This is a genomic window from Sorangium sp. So ce119 (assembly GCF_051524405.1).
Taxonomy (GTDB): Bacteria; Myxococcota_A; Polyangia; order Polyangiales; family Polyangiaceae; genus Sorangium; species Sorangium cellulosum_G.
On the sequence record NZ_CP150310.1, the window covers coordinates 587,578 to 607,864 of the forward strand.

Below are 20,287 nucleotides of genomic sequence, written 5' to 3' on the forward strand. Positions count from 1 at the left end.
CAAGCCTGATAGCTCCCTGCCCGACGAGGAGCCGCTGCGCGCGCAAACCGCTCCGCGACACCACACCAACGGGCACGCGCCTTGCTTTGCCGAGGCCGCGACGGCGAGACCGGCAACCCGGATACACGGATTCATCATGCGGCGAGCGAGAGATCTCATCGAGGCCTTCGTGGTGGGGCGGTACGACGCCCGTCTGCGAGGCGCACGCAAGGCATGTGCTCTGGCGTTCACCGACGGCGAGCGCGTCGTGGTGGAGGTCGACGACGGGTCGTTCAGGGTCGCGCCCGAGGGCGCGAGCGAGGATTGTGAGCTCTCCTGCTCGCCCGACGATTTCTCGCGCATCGTCCACGGCGAACAGAACCTGATCACCGCGATCATGCAGGGCCGTGTCAGCGTGCGGGGAGACCTGGCCGTCGCGCAGATGTTCCAGAGCGCCTTCTGTCCGGGCGACGGCGGGGCTCCCGAAGCGACGCCCCGGGGGACGAGCGAGGCCCCGAAGCGACGCGCTGGCTGATCGTCGTTGGAGGGGGACATGGAACGGCAAGTGAGCATCCTGGACGGCGGCACGTTCGTCGTCAGCGACCTGCGCGGCAACATCGAACACTCGGTCAACCGTCCGCTCGGCCTCTTTCACCTCGACACGCGCTTCCTCTCCGAATGGGTCTTGACGATCGACGGCGTCGTGCCGGCCGCGCTGTCCACCGACGACGTGCAGTACTTCCAGGCTCAGTTCTTCCTCGTTCCGAGGCCTGCCGCGATGTACGTCCAATCGACCCTGTCGGTCGTCCGGACCCGGCTCGCGGGCGACGGGTTCCACGAGGATCTCCTGCTCATGAACCACGACAAGGCCCCCGTCGATCTCGACGTCCGGATCCGGGCGGCCGCCGATTTCGCCGACCTGTTCGAGGTCAAGGACATGCTTCAGAAGAAAGGCGAGCACTACCATCGTATCGAGGACAACCGGCTCGTGCTCGGATACCGGCGTGAGCGCTTCGTGCGCGAGACATGGATCTCGGCATCGCAGCCCGCGCGGATCGAGCCGAGCGGCCTCGCCTTCCGGGTGCACATCGAGCCTCATGGCACCTGGAGCACCTGCCTCGACGTCCTGGCGGCGATCGACGGGCTGGAGGGGCGGCACAGCCGGGTGAAGTATGCCCACGGCGAGAGCCACGCGCGCCCGAACATCGGCACCAGCCTCGAGAGCTGGCTCGACAGGGCGCCACGGCTCATCACCTCGAACGATCCCCTCGCGCGAACGTACGAGCGGAGCCTCATCGACCTGGCCGCGCTGCGCTTCTTCTCCAAGCTCATGCCGGACGCCGCCATACCGGCCGCTGGCCTGCCGTGGTTCATGGCGGCGTTCGGCCGCGACAGCGTCATCACGAGCCTGCAAGCGTTGCCGTTCGTCCCCGAGCTCGCGCGCTCCACCCTCCGCTACCTCGCGCGCCGCCAGGGCACCCGCCGGGACGATTTCCGCGACGAGGAGCCGGGGAAGATCCTCCACGAGGTCCGATGGGGCGAGCTGACCGCCTTCGAAGAGCGGCCGCACTCTCCCTACTTCGGCGCTGCCGACTCGACGCCGCTCTTCCTGATCTTGCTGGACGAGTACGAGCGCTGGACCGGCGACGCGGAGCTCGTCCTGTCGATGGAGCACGCCGCGCGCGCCGCCCTCCGATGGCTCGACGAGTGGGGGGATCGGGATGGCGACGGGTACGTCGAGTACGACACGCGCAACCCCGAGACGGGCCTGGAGAACCAGTGCTGGAAAGACTCGTGGGACTCCATCGTGTTCCATGACGGATCGCTCGCGCCGCGGCCCCTCGCGTGCTGTGAGATCCAGGGCTACGCCTACGACGCGAAGGTGCGGAGCGCCCGGCTCGCGCGCGAGCTCTGGCGGGACCCCGAGCTCGCGGCGCGCCTGGAGCGAGAGGCGGAGGAGCTGAAGCGCCGCTTCAACCGGGACTTCTGGCTCGACGATCGCGGGTTCTTCGCGCTCGCCCTGGATGGTCAGAAGCGCAGGGTCGATTCCCTGACCTCGAACATCGGCCACCTGCTCTGGAGCGGCATCGTCGAGGAGTCCAAGGCCGAACGCGTGGTCGAGCACCTCCTCGGCCCCCGCCTGTTCAGCGGTTGGGGAGTGCGTACCATGGCCGACGACGAAGGCGGGTACAACCCCATCGGGTACCACGTCGGGACGGTGTGGCCGCACGACAATTCGTTGATCGCGCTCGGGCTCCAGCGCTACGGCTTCAGCGTGGAGGCTGGGCGTGTGGCGACGAGCAACCTGGCCGCGGCGCCCTTCTTCCATCACCGCTTGCCGGAGGCGTTCGCCGGGTATCCGCGAGAGCTCACGAGGTTTCCGGTCGAATATCCCACGGCGTGCAGCCCCCAGGCGTGGGCCGCCGGGGCTCCTCTGCTCTTCCTCCGCGCCTTGCTCGGGCTGGAGCCCATGGGGAACCGCCTTGTCGTCGATCCGGCGGTCCCTGCCGAGCTCGGGGAGATCCGGCTCCTCGACATCCCTGGGCGCTGGGGCAGGAGCGACGCCTTCGGCCGCGCGCGGCCGGCGCCGGGCGCTCATGTTCGAACCTGACCGCTGCCCGCTGGCGCCGGCGACCTCACGCGGCCTTCAGATGCCATCCAGGGCGTCGCAGGGGTGCGTCGGTCAAAAAGCTTGCATCCAGCGCGCTCGGGCTGCATTTGATCCGGGCGAGCGCCGCGGTTCATGGGCCTCGCCCGTGCGGCGCGGCGGCGCGGCGGCGCGGCGGCGACAGTACGACAAGGTGGTCAATCGCCCGCGCATCCCTCGAGTCCAGTACGAGATGGGAGACACCAGGTGAGCACGACCAAAGCGTCTCTTGGTACCTTGTTCCTCACGCTCTCCCTGGCCGCGCCTGCGCTCGCGCAGGAGGCGGCGCCGCGGCAGCCCATCACGGACAAGACGAAGGAGCGTTGGGCGAAGAGCCAGGGTGGCCGGTTCGGATTCGAGATCGACGTCCTCAGCTCGTCATACCAGCGGTACACCGCGGCGGCGGGCGCCGATCCGGACGAGGTCGAGGTCACGGAGTCCGAGCGGCTCGGCATCGCCATCACCGCCGCCACGCAGTACAAGCTCGTCGCCGGTCTCCACCTCGACGCGGAGATGCCGTTCGCCTACGGCGATGTCGTGGGCTTCCAGTCCACGGATCTGCTCGGCAGGACGTTCGAGAGCGACGCGCGCTACAGCAAGTTCTTCCTCGGCAATCCCACGTTCGGCCTCCATTACGCTGACAACCTGCTGCCCAACCTCGCGCTCTTCGGCGGCATCGGCCTGACGATCCCGCTCCACCCGCACCCCGGGCGAACGCTCGAGGTCGCGTCGGTGGCGAACTTCCCCGCGCGGGCCTACTTCGACGCGCAGCGCGTGCTGCTCGGGCACTGGGCCTTCCGGGCGCGCGTCGGGACCGAGATCCACTTCGGCAAGATGCTGTTCCTCACCCACGACGTGGCGGCGCAGGTCTTCCTCCCGACCCGGGACGGCGACATGACGAAGTCCATCATCGAGCAGGGCAACGAGATCGAGTTTCGCCCGTTCGGGAACTTCGGCCTCGGCATGCGCCTCCAGGCGGCGTTCCCCCTCTCCTCCAGCAACTCGGCCCAGCTCGCGGCGGAGCCGTTCATCGGCTGGGAGCCGCTCGTGAAGGGCTCGTTCACGCGCGTCGGCGCGCTGGTCGCGCTGGACGACGATCTCGGCTTCGGCCTCGATCAGGGCAAGGTCGCCACCATCCGCGTGGCCCTCGGCAGCAAGTGGTAGGGAGGCGGGCGCGGCAGCGGCGAGCTACGCTGAGCGCGACCCCATGACCACGCGCTCGACCTCCGACGCCTGGGTCGGCTGCCCGCGGCCGAACCCCGCTTCCCGGCTCCGCCTCTTCTGCTTTCCTTATGCGGGCGGCGGCGCGTCGGTCTACAGCGCCTGGTGGCGCGAGCTCCCCGCGCACACGGAGCTCTGCGCGATCAAGCTCCCCGGCCGGGAGGCGCGCCTCGGCGAGCCGCCGTTCGAGCGCCTCACGCCGCTCGTGCAGGCCCTCGCGACCGCGCTCGACGGCTGGCTCGCGAAGCCGTTCGCGTTCTTTGGCCACAGCCTCGGCGCGCTGGTGAGCTTCGAGCTCGCGCGCGAGCTGCGCCGCCGCGGCGCTCCGCTCCCGCGCCACCTGTTCGTGTCGGCGCGGCGCGCCCCCCACCTGCCCATCGTTGCTCCGCTCCACGGCCTGCCCGACGACGAGTTCCTCGCGTGGCTCCGCCGCATGGGGGGCACGCCCGAGGAGGTCCTGCGCGAGCCGGATCTCCTCGCGCTCTTCCTGCCCGTCCTCCGCGCCGACGTGGCCGTCAACGAGGCCGAGCCGTTCGTCCCCGGGCGCCCGCTCGACTGCCCGATGTCGGCCTTCGGGGGCGCCGACGACGAGCGCGCGAGCCCCGCCGAGATGGAGGCATGGCGCGAGCACACGCGCGGGCCCTTCCGGACCGAGGTGTTCCCCGGCGGGCACTTCTTCCTGCGGACCGCCCGCGCGCCGCTCCTTCGGTCGATTTCAGCCGTGCTCGACGACATGGCGCGCGATCTCCCCGCGTGACGGCCGGCGCCGGGCGGGTGTTGAGCCCGGGCCCGGAGCCATGCAAAGAAGGGGGACCCGCAGCCTCCCTGCCCCCGGAGACCCGAACGATGACCGATTTTCAGTACCAGGACATGCTGCCCCTCGGCCATGACGAGACCCCGTACCGCCTCGTCAGCCGCGACCATGTCTCCACCTTCGAGGCCGCTGGCTCGACCTTCCTCAAGGTCGAGCCGGAGGGGCTCACCCTGCTCGCGCGCGAGGCGATGCGCGACATCGCCCACCTCCTCCGGCCCGGTCACCTCGCGCAGCTCGCGCGCATCCTCGACGACCCCGAGGCCTCCTCGAACGACCGCTTCGTCGCCCTCGAGCTCCTCAAGAACGCGAGCATCGCCGCGGGGGGCGTGCTCCCGTCGTGCCAGGACACCGGCACGGCCATCGTCATGGGCAAGAAGGGCCAGCTCGTCTTCACCGGCGGCGGCGACGAGGCCGCGATCGCGCGCGGCGTCTTCGAGACCTACCGCGCGCAGAACCTCCGCTACTCCCAGCTCGCGCCGCTCGACATGTACAGGGAGGTCAACACGAACGACAACCTCCCTGCGCAGATCGAGATCTTCGCGACCGACGGCGACGCCTACAAGTTCCTCTTCATGGCGAAGGGCGGCGGCTCCGCGAACAAGAGCTATCTTTACCAGGAGACCAAGGCGCTCCTGAACCCCGAGAGCCTGCTCTCCTTCCTGGAGGCGAAGATCCGCGCGCTCGGCACGGCGGCGTGTCCGCCGTACCACCTCGCGATCGTCGTCGGCGGCACCTCGGCCGAGCACACGCTCAAGGTCGCGAAGCTCGCCTCGGCGCGTTACCTCGACACGCTCCCGGCCGAGGGCAACGCGCGCGGCCGCGGCTTCCGCGATCGCGATCTCGAGCAGAAGGTCCTCGAGCTCGCGCAGCGCACCGGGATCGGCGCCCAGTTCGGGGGCAAGTACTTCTGCCACGACGTGCGGGTCATCCGCCTGCCGCGCCACGGCGCCTCGTGCCCGGTGGGCATCGCCGTCTCCTGCTCCGCGGACCGGCAGGCGCTCGGCAAGATCACGCGCGAGGGCATCTTCCTCGAGCAGCTCGAGAGCGACCCCGCGAGGTACCTGCCCGACCCCACGGAGGCGGATCTCGGGGGCGAGGTCGTGAAGCTCGATCTCCGCCGCCCGATGCGCGAGATCCGGGCGGAGCTCTCGAAGTACCCGATCCGGACGCGGCTCTCGCTGACCGGGCCCATGATCGTCGCGCGCGACATCGCGCACGCGAAGATCAAGGAGCGGCTCGACCGCGGCGACGGCATGCCGAGCTACATGCAGGAGTTCATGGTCTACTACGCCGGGCCCGCGAAGACGCCGGCGGGCTACGCCTCCGGCTCGTTCGGGCCCACCACGGCCGGCCGCATGGACGCGTACGTCGATCTCTTCCAGGCGAGCGGCGGCAGCTACGTCATGCTCGCCAAGGGCAACCGCTCCCCCGCGGTCACCGCGGCCTGCAAGAAGCACGGCGGCTTCTACCTCGGCTCGATCGGCGGTCCGGCCGCGCGCCTCGCCAAGGACTGCATCAAGAAGGTCGAGGTCCTCGAGTACCCCGAGCTCGGCATGGAGGCGGTCTGGAAGATCGAGGTCGAGGATTTCCCCGCCTTCATCGTCGTGGACGACAAGGGCAACGACTTCTTCGCCGACATCAACAAGCCCTCTGGCCGCAAGCTCGACGTCGCCGGCTGAGCGCCGGTATCGGATCGAGCGTGGAGAGCTCCTGTCCGTTCGTCCGCGACACCGCGGGCGACCCGGGAAAGACGCACCTCCCGCTACAAACATCCCCTGAGGCGAAGCGTCACGCCTGAGGCGTGTTTGCTCCTGCTCGGCCCGGCGATCGCTACGCGAGCGTCTCTGGGGCGGCGATTTGCCGAGGCACGGTCCGTGCTCCTGGGCTCCAGCGAAAGGAGCTGAGCATGACAGTTCGACCTGAGCGCACCGTGCCCCGTGGCCAGCCCGATCCCGGGCACCACCGTTTCGAGGATCGGCACGGTGGACCGGACGGGGCTCGTCATCACATGGAAGAGGAGCGTCTCGAGAGGCTGGTGCGCGCCGCGCAGGAGGTCTCGGATCAAGCCGCGCGCGACGGGCGCCGCGAGCCTGGTCAGGATCGACCGGCCGAGGGCGGCCGCGTCGACGCTCGACCGGCTCCGAGGACGGCCAGCATCGCCGACATCGAGCGCGCGGACGACGAGGGCATGCTCTCCCCGGAGGAGACGTGATGGGCGCGCGCGCGATGAGCCTCGATGCGGTCGTCGGACGCTTCGCGCCGAGCGCGCTCCGCAAGGCGGAGCGCGCCCCCCTGGCCCCCGCGCTCGACGCGGAGGTGCGTCACGTCGACACGTGGAGCGCGGGCCGCCTCGCGTACTACGTGGACACGCGCGCCACGGGGCGCCCGGTGGTCCTCCTGCACGCGATCGACGCGGCCGCCTCGTCGAAGGAGGTGGCCCCCCTGTTCGACGCGCTCCGCGCGGAGCGGCCCGTCTATGCGCTCGATCTCCCGGGGTTCGGCCTCTCGGAGCGCACCGACCGCGCTTACGATCGTGAGCTCTACCGCGCCGCCGTGCGCCGGTTCCTCACGGACGTGGTGCGCGAGCCGGGCGGCGCCGACGTCATCGCGCTGTCCCTCTCCTCGGAGTTCGCCGCCGCCGTCGCCTGCGAGGAGATGAGCCTCGTTCACAGCCTCGTGCTCGTCTCCCCCACGGGGCTCGGCCGCGAGGCGCCCGGCGCGAGCCTCGTCCTCCGGGCGGTCTCGCATGTCCCTCACGTCGCCGAGGCGCTCTTCCGCGTGCTCGCCACGCCGCCGAGCATCCGCTGGTTCCTGAAGAAGAACTTCGTCGGCGCGCCGGATCCCGGCCTGGTCGACTACGCCATCCGCACCTCGAAGGAGCCTGGCGCCCACCGCGCCCCCCTCGCGTTCATCGCCGGCGACCTGTTCACCGAGGACGCGTTCCAGCGTCTCTACGCCCGTCTGCCCGTCCCCACCCTGGTCCTCTACGATCGCGACCCCCACGCGCGCTTCGACCGTCTCGACGAGCTCGCGCAGCAGAACGCCCGCCTCGAGGTCGCTCGCGTCTCCCCGACGCGGGGTCTCCCGCACTTCGAGCAGCTCGACGCCACGCTCGAGGTCGTGCGCAGGTTCTGGACGCAGGACCCCTGGTAGATCCCCGACCGCTGGGCGACCCTCGCGTCGCTCAGGCTCCGCGCAGGGCGGATACTGCGCCAGACGGTAACCGACTCTGGGTCGCCGACGAGTCCACCTGTGGGCACCATTACCAGCAGGCTCCATGACCCCCGCCGAGCCGGCCTGTCCTGGTGTCCCCGGCGGACCTGTGCGATCGGCCCTGGGTCGCACATTCCGGCCACCAAACTCCGAGCTGTCGGTGTACAATGACAGTGTGGCCGATCAACTGGCATGTTGGTGCGATCACGATGTGCGCACGGCCACATGCCGGGCATCTCGATCCAGGCGAGGTTGTCAGGGCGCCGACATTCATTCCCCTCGACCCGATTGGCCTGCCACCTCGGCCGGTCGCGTGTTCGTCGGCCGATGAAGCGCTGCGCCAGGATGCCGCGCCGCGCCACCTACGTGTCGGGTACGCGAGTGTTTCCGAGCGTAAAAGTCTTTGCAAACTTCAGGTCAACGGAGTAGTTAAGCTCTTATAGCGGGGGATGTCGTGAATGCAGGCGGTCAAATCATCTCTGCGAACAAGCAAGCGAGTAATAGCTTGCTTGGTAGATACCGCCTAGTTGCAAAATTAGGTCGCGGTGGAATGGCGGACGTGTTCCTCGCCGTTTCCCGCGGGCCCGGGTCGTTCAACAAGCTCGTTGTCGTGAAGTGCCTCCGCGTCGGCATGGCGGAGGACCCGCGCTACGTCCTGATGTTCCTGGACGAGGCGAAGCTGTCGGCGCGGCTCAACCACCCGAACGTCATCCAGACCTACGAGATCGGCGGCGAGAGCGGCGGGTACTTCATCGTCATGGAGTACCTGGAGGGCCAGCCGCTCAAGGACATCGTGCGGGCGGTCGTGAGCGGCTGTGCCGGCGCCAGCAACTTCACGCGCACGGCGTGGGTCCGGGTCATCGCCGAGACGCTGCGCGGCCTGCATTACGCGCACGAGCTCACGGATTTCGACGGCCGGCTGCTCGGCATCGTCCATCGCGACGTCTCGCCGCACAACATCTTCGTCACGTACGACGGCGCGGTGAAGATCGTCGATTTCGGCGTCGCGAAGGCGTCGCTCAACGCGGCGCACACCGAGAACGGCACCTTCAAGGGCAAGATGGCGTACGCCGCGCCCGAGCAGGCGATGGCGAGCGAGGACGTCGACCGGCGGGCCGATATCTTCGCGATCGGCATCGTGCTCTGGGAGCTCCTGGCGATGCGCCGGCTGTTCGATGGCGATCACGTCGCCGTGATGCACCAGCTCCTCACGCGGGACATCCCGCGGCTCTCCACCGTGGTGCCGGACATCGACCCGGCGCTCGACGAGATCGTGGCGAAGGCGCTCCAGCGCGACCCCGCGCGGCGGTTCGCCACCGCGCAGGAGATGGGTGACGCGCTGGAGAGCTACCTCCTGGTCTCGGGCGAGGACGTCCGGAAGGAGCAGCTCGGCGCGTACGTGCTCGAGATGTTCGCGGAGAGCAGGGCGCTCGTGCGCCAGCAGGTGACCGCGCAGTTCGAGTACCTGAGCTCGCTGGACGTCACCGGCGACATCCAGCGCGCCTCCATGATCAGCGATTTCCCTCGCGCGTCGATGGTCATGGGGATGAACCGCTCGATGTGGCCCTCTGCGACCGGGCTGCCGGTCCTCACCGAGCACAGCACCCCTGGTCTGCCTCAGCACGAGCCGCCGGCGGCCGATCCCGACAGCCTGGGCGCGACGGTGGGACGCCCCTCGCCCTGGCGGCAGCGCGGGTACCTGTTCACCGCGCTCGGCGCGGCCGCGCTGCTGGGCGCAGGGGCCGTCGCGATGGTGCAGCGGGGCACGCTGCTGGACGGCTCCGTGCACGCGTCGGACGTCGCGCCCACGACGACGGTGTGGGTTCCTCCGGCGGCATCGGCCCCTCTCGAGAGCGCTGGCCCGAAGGCGAAGGTCACGATCAAGAGCGAGCCGTCCGACGCCAAGGTGACGTGGAACGGGACGGAGCTCGGCAAGACGCCGCTCAGCATCGAGCTTCCCACGGGGATGCAGGTCGTCGTGGTGTCGAGGGCCGGGTCCTTCGACGAGTCGCTGTTCCTGCAGCTCGCCGCGTCGGACGCCGTCGAGCGCACGGTCACGCTCCGACCCCAGGAGATCACGCCGGGCGCGACGTCTCGCTAGCCCGTCGGACGAGCGTCGTGACCGGCCTCGAGCCGGGGGAGTGGCCGCGCCCCGCCGAGGCTCGGACGGGGCGCGCGGATGCCGTGCGGAGGGTTACTCCAGCTCGATGAGACCGCAGCCGATGCGGCCGCCCGCGCTCGGATCGGCCGCGGCGTGAACGACGATCGAGTACTGCGTCACGTCGGTGCTGGCGCCGTCGCCCACGGTCCAGACGTCGGTGCCGCGCGTGACCGTATGCGTGCCCTCGCCGCTCGCATCACACGTGAAGCTGCCGAGCCCCTCTCCGTTGGGGATCCAGTGGCCGCCCGCGGCGTCAGCGTTGTCTTCACAGCTCTTGTTCTCGTGCAGATGAGCGGAGTGCTCGCCTTCAGGGCAGCCGGACACCGTGATGGTGAGCGTCACCTCGTCTCCGTTCTGCGTGAACGTCGCAGTCCCCTCCAGCCCGCTCGAGCTCGTCGCCTCGAGCGCCGCCTCGGCGCGCGCGGAGGCGCCGCCGCCGTTCCCGCCTCCACCGTCGCCGCCGTTTCCACCATCGCCGCCGCCGCTCCCCGACGCGCTCGTGGAGGAGGCATCACCGCCGCCGGTCCCTGAGCCGCTCGCGGACGAGGTGCTGGTGGTGCTGGATCCAGCGGGCGACTCACCGTCGTCTCCGCACGCCGTCAAGAGAGCGCTGGCGCCAAGGGCGACCAACGAGAGCTTCAACCACCGTGACATGAGTCTCCTTTCCTCGGCGCGACCCGAGCGGGCAAGCAGTTGCCCGCTGGACGCGGCCAGGTCATCGAGCGCAGGAGTATGTCCCAAGACGGCGTGTATCCAAACAGCTCGGCAACAAAAAACACACCCGCAGCGTCGGGCCGGTGGTGCGAATCCGATTACGCTCGACAAGGAGGGCCGCTGCGCGCGGCGCCTCGCGCGCCGTGCAGGGCTATCGAGGCTTGAGCGCCGGAGCGGTCGACGCTGCCCTGGAGGCGAGGCGCTCGTATTCTCGACCAAGCCATTCAAGGAAATCCTGATTCCACGGAGGGCCGTCAGGCCAGCCCTCACGGATGCGGGCGGCGAGCTCGAGATCCCATCTCCCGTAGAGATCCACGAGCGCGTCGTGCGCCCTGCGGCCCGCCAGCGCTTCAGGATCGCCGCTGGGCTCGCCGCCGTGCGCGAACGCGTCGTCGCAGACGTAGTAATTGCATGTCGCCGCGCGCCGCTGCGGCGGGATGGTGCAGCCCTCGTGACCGTGAAAAGCGCACCTCTTCGGGAGCGCACGACCGTCGCTGTCCCGGGGCTCCACGCGGAGCATGAGCAAGCCGCGCTGGCCAGGGCGCAGGCTGCCGACCGCCATCTGCTCGAACAACCAGCCTGCGCCGCCCAGCGACACGATCCTCCCGATGTCCGACCACTCGACCCCTGGCGGGCTGGCGCAGCAGCCGGTCGGCCCCTGCGGACAGGCGCCGCACAACGTCGAGTGCACCCTCGTGTGCGCGCCTGCGAGCTCCAGCCGGATCATCGCCCCTCCGGCGCTCCAGGATAACGGCGTCGCCCGGGCCGTCCAGCGGCCGATCTCGGCCCTTCAGCTCGGCTCACCGCGACCGCGCGACCTCGGCGTCCGCCGGGCGATCGCCGCCGTGCCCCCGCGATCCGGGGCGATCACCACACCCCCCGCACCGCGATGCCGCTGGCGGACGCCGTGATCTCGGCGCGTTGTTGCGTGAAGAGCGCGAAGCCGAGCGTGCCGGCTGCGAGCAGGCCGCCAGTGATGAAGCTGGCCGTGCCGAGCTCGCGCGCCGTGAACATCGTGTTCTCGTAGTCGGCGGCCTTCTGGCATTCCGGCGCGATGAGGCGAAGGCAGTTGTTGCCTCCGACGCTCCGCGCGGTCTCGTCCCGGTTCACTTCCGCGTCGTGCGCCACGACCATCAGCACGCCGCCGAGCGCCAGGAAGAGCGCCGAGCCCGCGATGCCCCCGGCGATGAGGCCGGTCCGCAGCCCCGAGCTGGGCGGCGCGCTCGCCGGCGCCGGGCCGCTCGTCGCCGTGGGTTTGAGCGCCGGGACCGTCAGATCGAGCCGCACCTCGCGGACCTCTCCGCGGCGAACATCGATGTCGACCCGCACGGCGGCGGCGCCGTTCAGCGTCGCCGCGATGGAGTGGTGTCCCGGGGTGACGGGGATGAGCTTGTCGCGCTCGACCGTGACCTGCTCGCCGTCGATGGTGCAGGACGCCCCGGCGGGGACGATGAGGCGGATCTCGCCCACGAGCTGCCGCGCGCGGGCCAGGTCGAACAGCCGCGACTCGTACAGCTCGCGCTCCTCCGGCGTGCCCGGCGGCCGCATGATCTCCTTGCACAGCGACAGCCAGCGCACGGCAGCGGGCGCATCGCCGATCCGGTAAGAGAGCGCCCCGATGTTGCAGGCGGCGACCTGCGAGCGCTCCATCCTCCATATCGCCTGCCACAGCTCGCGGGACTCCGCGAAGCGGCCCTCCGCCTGCGCGGCGTTCGCCTGGACGCGCAGGCGGGTCACCGCGTCGTCCACGGGCTCTTTTATGGGCTCGGCGCGACCTACGGATGAGAAAATGAGAAGAACGACGGCAATGCGTAGTGCCAGGCCAAGGTGCGAACTCCTGCTCACTGGGTAGGACCTCCTGGCCCGAGGTTCAGGTCAACCGCGCTCCCGGGGCTCCTTTCGGCGGCGCAGGCCGATAGCCTACCAGACGTGGCCGCCGAGCGACTCGACTCTTCGTCTGCCGAGCGGGCCAATGCGCGACGCCAGGGCATCTCCTCTGTTCACGAGCCGAGGCCTGCGCCGCCGGACACCCGGTGCGCCGCCGCAACGCCGCGCCGGCACAACGCCGCGCCGACGAGGGGAAGCGGCGCGCCGTCAGGTCTCCGCGAACGCCACGCCTCAGGCGCGCCCCGCGCGCTGGGAGGCGCCCGAGACAGTTCTGGTCAGGGAAGGGGAGGGCAGGAGCGCACAATTACGCTTTGGGCGTAATCAGCTGCTCCAGCCCGCGCAGCGGGATGTCCAGCCAGTCAGGCCGGTTGTTGAGCTCGTAGCCGAGCTCGTAGATGCACTTCTCGAGCATGTAGAAGTCGAGCAGGAGCACCGTGTCGGCGTCGCTCGCGGGCACGTACGGCGCCGTCTCGTCGGTCCGCGCCTCGGCGGTCGCCTGGGCGCGCGCGATCGTCTCCATGTATCCCGCGAGGTAGCTCGCGGAGACCCAGGCCACCCAGGCCTCGGTCCACGGCTTGAGGACGGCGACGTCCTCCGGCCGGAGGCGAGCGTCCCGGAGCGCCGAGGCGCCGGCGTAGTCGAACGAGCGCAGCATCCCGGACACGTCCCGGAGCGGGCCGCGCTTGTAGCGGCGCTCGCTCAGCGGCCTCGCCGGCTCGCCCTCGAAATCGATCAGGATGAAGTCGTCGCCCGTCGAGAGCACCTGGCCGAGGTGGAAGTCGCCGTGCGTCCGGATGCGGGTGACGTCGAACTTCCTCGACACGATCTGCTGGAGCTTCGCGTTGATCTCGGCCTCGCGCTGCAGCATCGCCGACACCTGCTCCCGCACGTGCTCGGGGAGCGAGCGCTCGCGCTTCCTCAGCAGCGCGAAGGTGCGCGCGAGCATGCCGTGCGCCGACTGGAAGATCGACTGCTGGTGCAGCGTCGTGAACGCCTGCTGCCCGAACGAGGGGTCCTTGCTCTGCCTGCCGAGCGTGAGGTGGAGCTGCGCGGTGCGCTCGCCGAGCAGCCGCATCCTCACGAGCTCGGTGCCCATGAGCTGGTTCACGATCGGCGGCGGCGCCGCGCGCGACGCGTCGACCAGCGTGCCGGAGGGCATCGGCGGCGCGCCGCCCTTCACCGACTCCTCGTCGGCGAGCACCCGCTCGAAGAAGCGGTTCAGCGCCTCGAGCGTGCTCGTCCACGCGTCGCTCTGGCTCTGCACATACTCCTGGAGCATCGCCACCGTGGTCGCCTCGCGACCGCGGGCCACGTAGTCGATCGCCCCGGCGAGCCGCGGCGTGGACGGGAACTGGTGCTCCGTCAGGAACCGGCCGATCTCGAGCTCCGGGTTGATGCCCTCCTCGACCTGACGGAAGATCTTGAGGAGCAGCTTGTCGCCGTAAATGATGGTCGTGTTGCTCTGCTCGCTCTCGGCGATGCGCGCCGGGAGCTCTCCCTCGGCGCCGAGCGCATCGAGGGTCGTCCCGAGCGGCAGCGCGTGGAGCTCGCCGGCGGCGCCGGCCGCGACGCCCTGCGACCGGATCGCGGCGAGGACCAGCGCGGCGAACTCCGGGGTCGCGAGCGCGTCGTACAGGACGCCCTCGGGCGCGGCCGCGCTCTCCGGGTCCGGATCGCGCACCGTGACGTCCGCGATCACCGCGTGGCGCGTGCGCGCCGTGATCTCCCGCGCGCGATCGCCGGTCGCGAAGCCAACCGGCACGACGTACGTCTCCGGAGAGCCGTCCGTGTACTCGACGCGCACGAGCAGGATGAAGTGCTGCGCCACCCCCTGCGCGTCACGCGCCATCGGGATCACGTCCGCGAGCGTCGTCGAGCGCCGGGTGCGCGCCTTGCCGCGGAACCAGCGGCGCGCCGAGATGTACTTGCCGATCGCCGGCTCGAGCGCCCTGCGGCCCTCGGGGGAGAGGAGCGCCTGCCACGTGCCCTTCGTCGAGATCGCGGGCGCCGCCTGGCCCTCGCCCGCGGACACCGACGGCACCGCCGGCTCCAGCGCGAACCAGAAGAAGTCGTGCGGCCCGAGCGACAGGGGGTAGCAGCGGCTGCTCGTGATCTCCGGGAAGCGGCTCCTGCCGAACAGCTCGACGGGCACCATGCCCTCGAAGCGCGTGAGGTCGAGCTCGACGTGCTGCGCGTAGCGCGAGAGGTTCGCCACGACGAGGAGCCGCTCGTCCCCGTGCGCGCGGACGAACGCGAGCACCTTGCTGTTGTCCGGGTGCAGGAACTCGATCGTCCCGCGGCCGAGCACCTTGTGCTGCTTGCGCAGGGTGATGAGCCGCTTCATCCACCAGAGGAGCGAGGCAGGGTTCTGCTGCTGCGCCTCGACGTTGATCGCCTCGTAGTGGTACTCGGGATCGATGATGATCGGCAGGTACAGCTTCTGCGGGTTCGCCCTGGAGAAGCCGGCGTTCCGATCGGCGCTCCACTGCATCGGCGTGCGCACGCCGTCGCGGTCGCCGAGATAGATGTTGTCGCCCATCCCGATCTCGTCGCCGTAGTAGAGGACGGGCGTCCCCGGCAGCGAGAAGAGCAGCGCGTTCATCAGCTCGATCCTGCGCCGCGTCTTCATGAGCGGGGCGAGCCGGCGGCGGATGCCCAGGTTGATGCGCGCGGTGTGCTCCTGCGCGTAGACGCGGTACATGTAGTCCCGGTCCTCGTCGGTCACCATCTCGAGCGTCAGCTCGTCGTGGTTCCGGAGGAACGTCGCCCACTGACAGGTCTCGTGGACCACGGGCGTCTGCTTCAGGATGTTCACGATCGGGAAGCTGTCCTCGAGCTCCACCGCCATGAACATCCGAGGCATGAGCGGGAAGTGGAAGTTCATGTGGCACTCGTCGCCGTTGCCGAAGTACGCGGCGGCGTCGGCGGGCCACTGGTTGGCCTCGGCGAGGAGCATGCGATCGGAGAAATTCGCGTCGATGTGGCGCCTGAGCTTCTGCAGGAACTCGTGCGTCTCGGGCAGGTTCTCGCAGTTCGTCCCGTCGCGCTCGTAGAGGTACGGCACGGCGTCGAGCCGGAGCCCGTCCACGCCCATCTCGAGCCAGAAGTCGACCACCTTGAACACGGCCGCGTGCACGTCCGGGTTCTCGAAGTTGAGGTCGGGCTGGTGGGAGTAGAAGCGGTGCCAGTAATAGGCGTTGGCCACCGGGTCCCACGCCCAGTTCGACGTCTCGAAATCCTTGAAGATGATCCGGGCGTCCTTGTAGCGGTGGGGCGTGTCGCTCCACACGTAGAAGTCGCGCCAGCGCGAGCCCTTGGGGGAGGTCCGCGCCCGCTGGAACCACTCATGCTCGTTCGATGTGTGGTTCAGGACGAGCTCGGTGATGACGCGGATGTCGCGGCGGTGCGCCTCGCGCAGCAGTCGGGCGAACTCGCGCCGGGTGCCGTAAGAGGGGTTGATGTTGGTGTAGTCCGCGATGTCGTATCCGCCGTCGCGCAGCGGCGAGGGGTAAAAGGGCAGGAGCCAGATCGCGGTGACGCCCAGATCTTGAAGGTAATCTAGCTTCTCAATGAGCCCCTCGAAGTCGCCGATGCCGTCGGCGTTCGAGTCGCTGAACGCGCGGACGTGGAGCTCGTAGATGACCGCGTCCTTGTACCAGAGGGCGTTGCCTTCAGCGGGAGGGGGCTTCTGATCCTGGCTCATGGCTGCTCCGACGGATGCGCGCTGTCCGCGCTGACGACGCCGGGCGCAAAGGACACAGCGGTACAGACCTCAGGCGGCGCGCGCCGCCGCCGAGCCAGGAGAGGCCAGGAGGCAACGCACGCTGGGAGGTCCACCACTGGGCGCGCACTGCCGTCCCACGCAGGTGACGCGGATCACGTGTATAGTTTAACTACTTGGAATTGCAAGACCGCGCTGGCCCGACCTCGGATAGCACGTAAGGCGCGGGGCGCAAAGCGGCGCGGCGGCCGCCGGCGGCCTCAGCGATGCCGCGCGCTGTCGAGATCGCTGCTTCGTGAGCTCGGCCCACACGTCGAACCGCAGCCGGTGTAAGAAGCGCTGGCACCTCGTTCTGTGATCGGGCGAGCTCATGCCCATCCAAGGAGCATTCTCATGATGCGTGTCTTCCACGTACTCCCGCTCTGCCTCGCCGCGCTCGCGTGCTCGTCGACGCCCGAGCCGACGACGGACCCGACCAACCCGTGCCCGCCCGGCCAGTGGTGCGCCGCGGCCATGCCGACCACGACCGCGACCGCGGTGCCCACGGCCACGACCACCGCCGCGCCCGCCGGCACCGCCGCCACGCCGGTCCCGCCGGTCGCCGCGGTGGCCGCCACGCCGATCCTCCAGGGGATGGGCACGACCGAGGCCCCGGGGATGAAGGCGGACGGCGGGCCGTTCGCAGGGCAGTTCCAGGAGGGTCAGACGCTCGAGCAGGACATCAATATCTCGCCTGGCAAGTGCTACACGGTCGTGGGCATCGGCATCGGGGTCCAGGAGCTCGACATCCAGCTCGTCTCGCAGCCGGCGCCCGCGCTGCCGCCCGTCGTGCTCGCGCAGGACAGCACCACCGGCGCCGCGGCGACGCTCGGCGGCAAGGGCTCCGGCTGCTGGAAGAACCCGCTGCCGATCGGCGGCCCCGGCAAGGTGATCCTCAAGGCGACGAAGGGCGCGGGCATCGCGGCCGCGCAGGTCTTCTCCAAGTAAACCTGCGTCAACCTGCTCCCGCGCGCGGAGGCGCCGTGGCGCGCGGGAGCGACGACGGCGCCGTGCCGCGCGCGACGCTTCCTGTTCCCGCCGCCTGCTGCCTCCCCTAAAGGCAGGCGAACGCGGCCTGGCGCTGCGCGCAATGCCATGAGCGAGACGATCTTCCTCGGCCCCGAGGCCAGCAGCGCGTGCTTGCCGTCGCGCTTCGCGTGGCTGTCGCCCCGGCTCCCGCCGGACCTCGAGGAGCAGGCGGTGCGGCGCGTCGCGTGGATGTCGCTCTGCACCCTCGTCGTGGGCGCCTTCGGCTTCATCGTGTCGGAGCTCTTCCCGAGCCTCCGGCTCGGCCCCCACGCGATCCGCTTCGCGGTCTACCTGCCGTTCATGCTCGTCTCGGCCGCGCTCTTCGTCGTCGCGCGGAGGAGGCTCCTCCCGCCGCCGCGGATCGTCGACCTCTCGTTCGCCTACAAGATCCTGGGCGCCGCCTCGCTCGCCGTCGCCACGAACGCGCAACCGTGGCCGGAGGGGCCGATGCTGCCGGGCTGGTCGCCGGTGGCCATCTGGGTGTTGATGTTCCCCATCGTCGTCCCGGCCCCGAGCGTGCGCACGCTGCTCACCTCGACGCTGGCGATCCTCACCGAGCCGGCGTTCCTGTGGGTGCTCGTCCGGTCGGGGTTCATGGAGCTGCCCTCGCGCGACGCGATGCTCCGCCGCTTCTTCCCGAGCGTCATCGCCCTGGCGCTCTCGGTGCTCGTGTCGCGCGTCGTCTTCGGGCTCGGGCGCAAGCTCGACGCGGCGCGGGAGCTCGGCAGCTACCGGCTCGTCGAGCGGCTCGGCGGCGGCGGCATGGGCGAGGTGTGGCGGGCGAAGCACCGGATGCTCGCGCGCCCGGCGGCCGTGAAGCTGATCCGCCCGGAGGCGTTCGAGGGCGGGGCGGCGAGCTACAGCACCGCGAAGCTGCGGTTCGAGCGCGAGGCGCAGGCGACCGCGGCGCTCCGGTCGCCGCACACGATCGGCATCTTCGACTTCGGCGTCGCCCGGGACGGGTCGTTCTACTACGTGATGGAGCTGCTCGAGGGCATGGACCTCGACACGCTCGTCAAGCTGGACGGCCCGCAGCCGCCCGCGCGGGTGGTCCACCTGCTCCGGCAGGCCTGCCACTCGCTCCACGAGGCGCACAAGACCTTCCTCGTGCACCGCGACATCAAGCCGGCGAACCTCTTTCTGTGCCGATACGGCGCGGATCTCGACTTCCTGAAGGTGCTCGACTTCGGTCTGGTGGCCGAGCGCCGGAAGGACGCGGCCCCCTCGACGCTGACGGCGGACAACGCGATCACCGGGACGCCCGCGTTCATGGCGCCGGAGGTCGTGGTCGGCGACCGTCCGATCGACGGCCGGACCGACATCTACGCGCTCGGGTGCGTCGCCTACTGGCTGCTCACGGGCGCGCTCGTGTTCGAGGCCGACACGGCCATGAAGACCGTGCTGCTCCACGCGACCGAGGCGCCCGTCGCGCCGTCGAAGCGGGCGGCGCGCGCCATCCCGCCGGCGCTCGACCGCCTCGTGCTCGACTGCCTCGAGAAGGACCCGGCGAAGCGGCCGCAGTCGGCGCGCGAGCTGTCCGAGCGGCTCGCCGCGCTGGGCATGGACGCCGCGTGGACCGAGCGGCACGCGGCGGCGTGGTGGGAGTCGGTTGTCGCGCCGCCGTCGCTCGCGAACCGCCCGGCCAGGGCGGCCGTCGACGCGTTCGGCTGAGCCCCGCGCCGGCGCCGCGCCGTCAGCGGATGTCGACGTCGAGGGTCATGAGCTGGCCGCCGCGCTCGATCGCGATGGACAGGTGGCTCGCGGTCCGGAGCCGCGCGTAGGCCTCCGGCGCCTTCTGCGGGTCGTTGACGTCGAGCCCGTTGATCGACCGCAGCGAGTCCCCGGTCTCCAGCCCGAGCATCTCGAGCGGCGAGCCGCGCCTGAGCCTGAGCTTCAGCCCGACGATCTGGCCTCCCCGCCGCTCCGGGGTCACCCCGGCGGAGCGCGTCAGGAGCGCCTGCTGCTCGAGGATCCGGTCGACCGTCGCCCGGTCGACGTGGATCTCCGTGGCGCTCACGCGCTGGATGCGCGCGGCGATCTCGGGCGGGATCGAGCTCAGGCTGGCGTCGCCGCCGACCGGCCTCGCCTGCGGCCGGGGCCGCGGCTCCGGCGCCTCCTCGGCCCTGGCTTTGCCGAGCCGCATCTGACAGCGCGCGCCGCCCGCGGTGAGCCAGACGCGGTCCCAGGCGATGCGCGCGAGCGTGCCTCCCGGCGTGGGGCCGCCGAGCCGCTGGAGCTGCGCCCGCCCGTCGGGGCCCTCGATCGCCGCGAACGACCACGCGGCGTCGTCGGACGCCGCGATGAGCACCACGCGCCCGGCTTCGCAGATCGGGTCGCTCCACGGATCGTCGCTCCTCCTCGCGTCGCCGGGCGCGCGCGCCTCGGGAGCGCCGCCCGGTCGCGGGAGGAGCGGCCCGGTCGCCGAGTCGAACGGGTTGCGCTGCAGGATCGCTTCGGCGCTCGTCGCGTGCAGGCCGTCGCGCGGCGCCCGGCGGGGGACAGGCGGCGCGGGAGCGCTCCTTCCGTCTCTGTCCGGGATGATCTCGCTCCCGACCAGGCGCGAGACCCCGGCCGCCTGAAAATAGAAGGCGGACGCGATCATCGTGCCCGCGATCCACGGGAAGTGATGCTTCACAGCCGCATCGAGGTCCACGGGTCCTGCTCTTTCTGGGACGCGCGCGCTGCCGTCCTCGAGGCGAGCGCCGCGCGCACGCCGGCGTGAGACGACCGTGCACGATGTCGCCACTGGCTCGCTCCCTCGGGCCGAGCAGCACCGCGCGTGCCCGGCGCGCGCGCGCTGGCGGGCGCCGCGCGCCGCCCCGCGCGGGCGCACGCCAGCGCGCGCGCCTCGGCCCGAACGGA

At 70.5% G+C, this 20,287-nt stretch carries 15 protein-coding genes; 10 read left to right on the plus strand and 5 right to left on the minus strand.

Annotated features, from left to right (window positions below; all coding sequences use genetic code 11):
* Positions 1 to 136 precede the first annotated feature (136 nt).
* From WME76_RS02440 to WME76_RS02475, 8 genes are all read left to right on the plus strand, one after another.
* Entirely contained in the window at positions 137 to 514 is a 378-nt protein-coding gene (locus tag WME76_RS02440; protein ID WP_437958618.1) for an SCP2 sterol-binding domain-containing protein, read from the plus strand.
* 18 nt (positions 515 to 532) lie between these two features.
* Positions 533 to 2,590: an amylo-alpha-1,6-glucosidase gene (locus WME76_RS02445; protein ID WP_437958619.1), complete on the plus strand. Its 2,058-nt coding sequence runs from the start codon at positions 533 to 535 to the stop codon at positions 2,588 to 2,590.
* 243 nt (positions 2,591 to 2,833) lie between these two features.
* Complete coding sequence (locus tag WME76_RS02450; RefSeq protein WP_437958620.1) at positions 2,834 to 3,790, plus strand: hypothetical protein; 957 nt, start codon at positions 2,834 to 2,836, stop codon at positions 3,788 to 3,790.
* 43 nt (positions 3,791 to 3,833) lie between these two features.
* Entirely contained in the window at positions 3,834 to 4,604 is a 771-nt protein-coding gene (locus tag WME76_RS02455) for a thioesterase II family protein (RefSeq protein ID WP_437958621.1), read from the plus strand.
* Positions 4,605 to 4,693: 89 nt separating this feature from the next.
* A complete protein-coding gene (locus WME76_RS02460; RefSeq protein ID WP_437288563.1) occupies positions 4,694 to 6,340 on the plus strand; it encodes a fumarate hydratase in 1,647 nt (548 codons plus the stop codon).
* 227 nt (positions 6,341 to 6,567) lie between these two features.
* On the plus strand, positions 6,568 to 6,873 hold the full coding sequence (locus WME76_RS02465) for a hypothetical protein (RefSeq protein ID WP_437958622.1): 306 nt from the start codon (positions 6,568 to 6,570) through the stop codon (positions 6,871 to 6,873).
* The gene (locus WME76_RS02470; RefSeq protein WP_437958623.1) at positions 6,873 to 7,814 is read left to right on the plus strand and encodes an alpha/beta fold hydrolase; all 942 of its coding nucleotides are present in this window, start codon (positions 6,873 to 6,875) and stop codon (positions 7,812 to 7,814) included. Before WME76_RS02465 ends, WME76_RS02470 begins: the two co-directional genes overlap by 1 nt.
* 610 nt (positions 7,815 to 8,424) lie before the next feature.
* Positions 8,425 to 9,975 carry a serine/threonine protein kinase gene (locus tag WME76_RS02475; RefSeq protein ID WP_437958624.1) on the plus strand — a complete coding sequence of 517 codons (1,551 nt, stop codon included), beginning with the start codon at positions 8,425 to 8,427 and terminating at the stop codon, positions 9,973 to 9,975.
* Between the two features lie 93 nt (positions 9,976 to 10,068).
* Here the strand turns inward: WME76_RS02475 and WME76_RS02480 are convergent, their stop codons facing one another.
* From WME76_RS02480 to treS, 4 genes are all read right to left on the minus strand, one after another.
* Positions 10,069 to 10,689 (minus strand): superoxide dismutase family protein, encoded by a 621-nt coding sequence (locus tag WME76_RS02480; protein WP_437958625.1) that lies wholly within the window; start codon positions 10,687 to 10,689, stop codon positions 10,069 to 10,071.
* A gap of 211 nt (positions 10,690 to 10,900) precedes the next feature.
* Positions 10,901 to 11,476 (minus strand): hypothetical protein, encoded by a 576-nt coding sequence (locus WME76_RS02485; RefSeq protein ID WP_437958626.1) that lies wholly within the window; start codon positions 11,474 to 11,476, stop codon positions 10,901 to 10,903.
* A gap of 140 nt (positions 11,477 to 11,616) precedes the next feature.
* Positions 11,617 to 12,498, minus strand: a complete 882-nt coding sequence (locus WME76_RS02490) for a hypothetical protein (RefSeq protein ID WP_437958627.1) — start codon at positions 12,496 to 12,498, stop codon at positions 11,617 to 11,619.
* Positions 12,499 to 12,940: 442 nt separating this feature from the next.
* Positions 12,941 to 16,339 carry a maltose alpha-D-glucosyltransferase gene (treS, locus tag WME76_RS02495; RefSeq protein WP_437958628.1) on the minus strand — a complete coding sequence of 1,133 codons (3,399 nt, stop codon included), beginning with the start codon at positions 16,337 to 16,339 and terminating at the stop codon, positions 12,941 to 12,943.
* Between the two features lie 411 nt (positions 16,340 to 16,750).
* Here treS and WME76_RS02500 point away from each other — a divergent pair, with 411 nt between their 5' ends.
* On the plus strand, positions 16,751 to 17,344 hold the full coding sequence (locus tag WME76_RS02500) for a hypothetical protein (protein ID WP_437958629.1): 594 nt from the start codon (positions 16,751 to 16,753) through the stop codon (positions 17,342 to 17,344).
* Between the two features lie 147 nt (positions 17,345 to 17,491).
* The gene (locus WME76_RS02505; protein ID WP_437958630.1) at positions 17,492 to 19,096 is read left to right on the plus strand and encodes a serine/threonine-protein kinase; all 1,605 of its coding nucleotides are present in this window, start codon (positions 17,492 to 17,494) and stop codon (positions 19,094 to 19,096) included.
* Between the two features lie 22 nt (positions 19,097 to 19,118).
* On the opposite strand, the gene gspC is transcribed toward WME76_RS02505, so the two are convergent.
* Positions 19,119 to 20,078: a type II secretion system protein GspC gene (gene gspC / locus WME76_RS02510; RefSeq protein WP_437958631.1), complete on the minus strand. Its 960-nt coding sequence runs from the start codon at positions 20,076 to 20,078 to the stop codon at positions 19,119 to 19,121.
* Positions 20,079 to 20,287 lie beyond the last annotated feature (209 nt).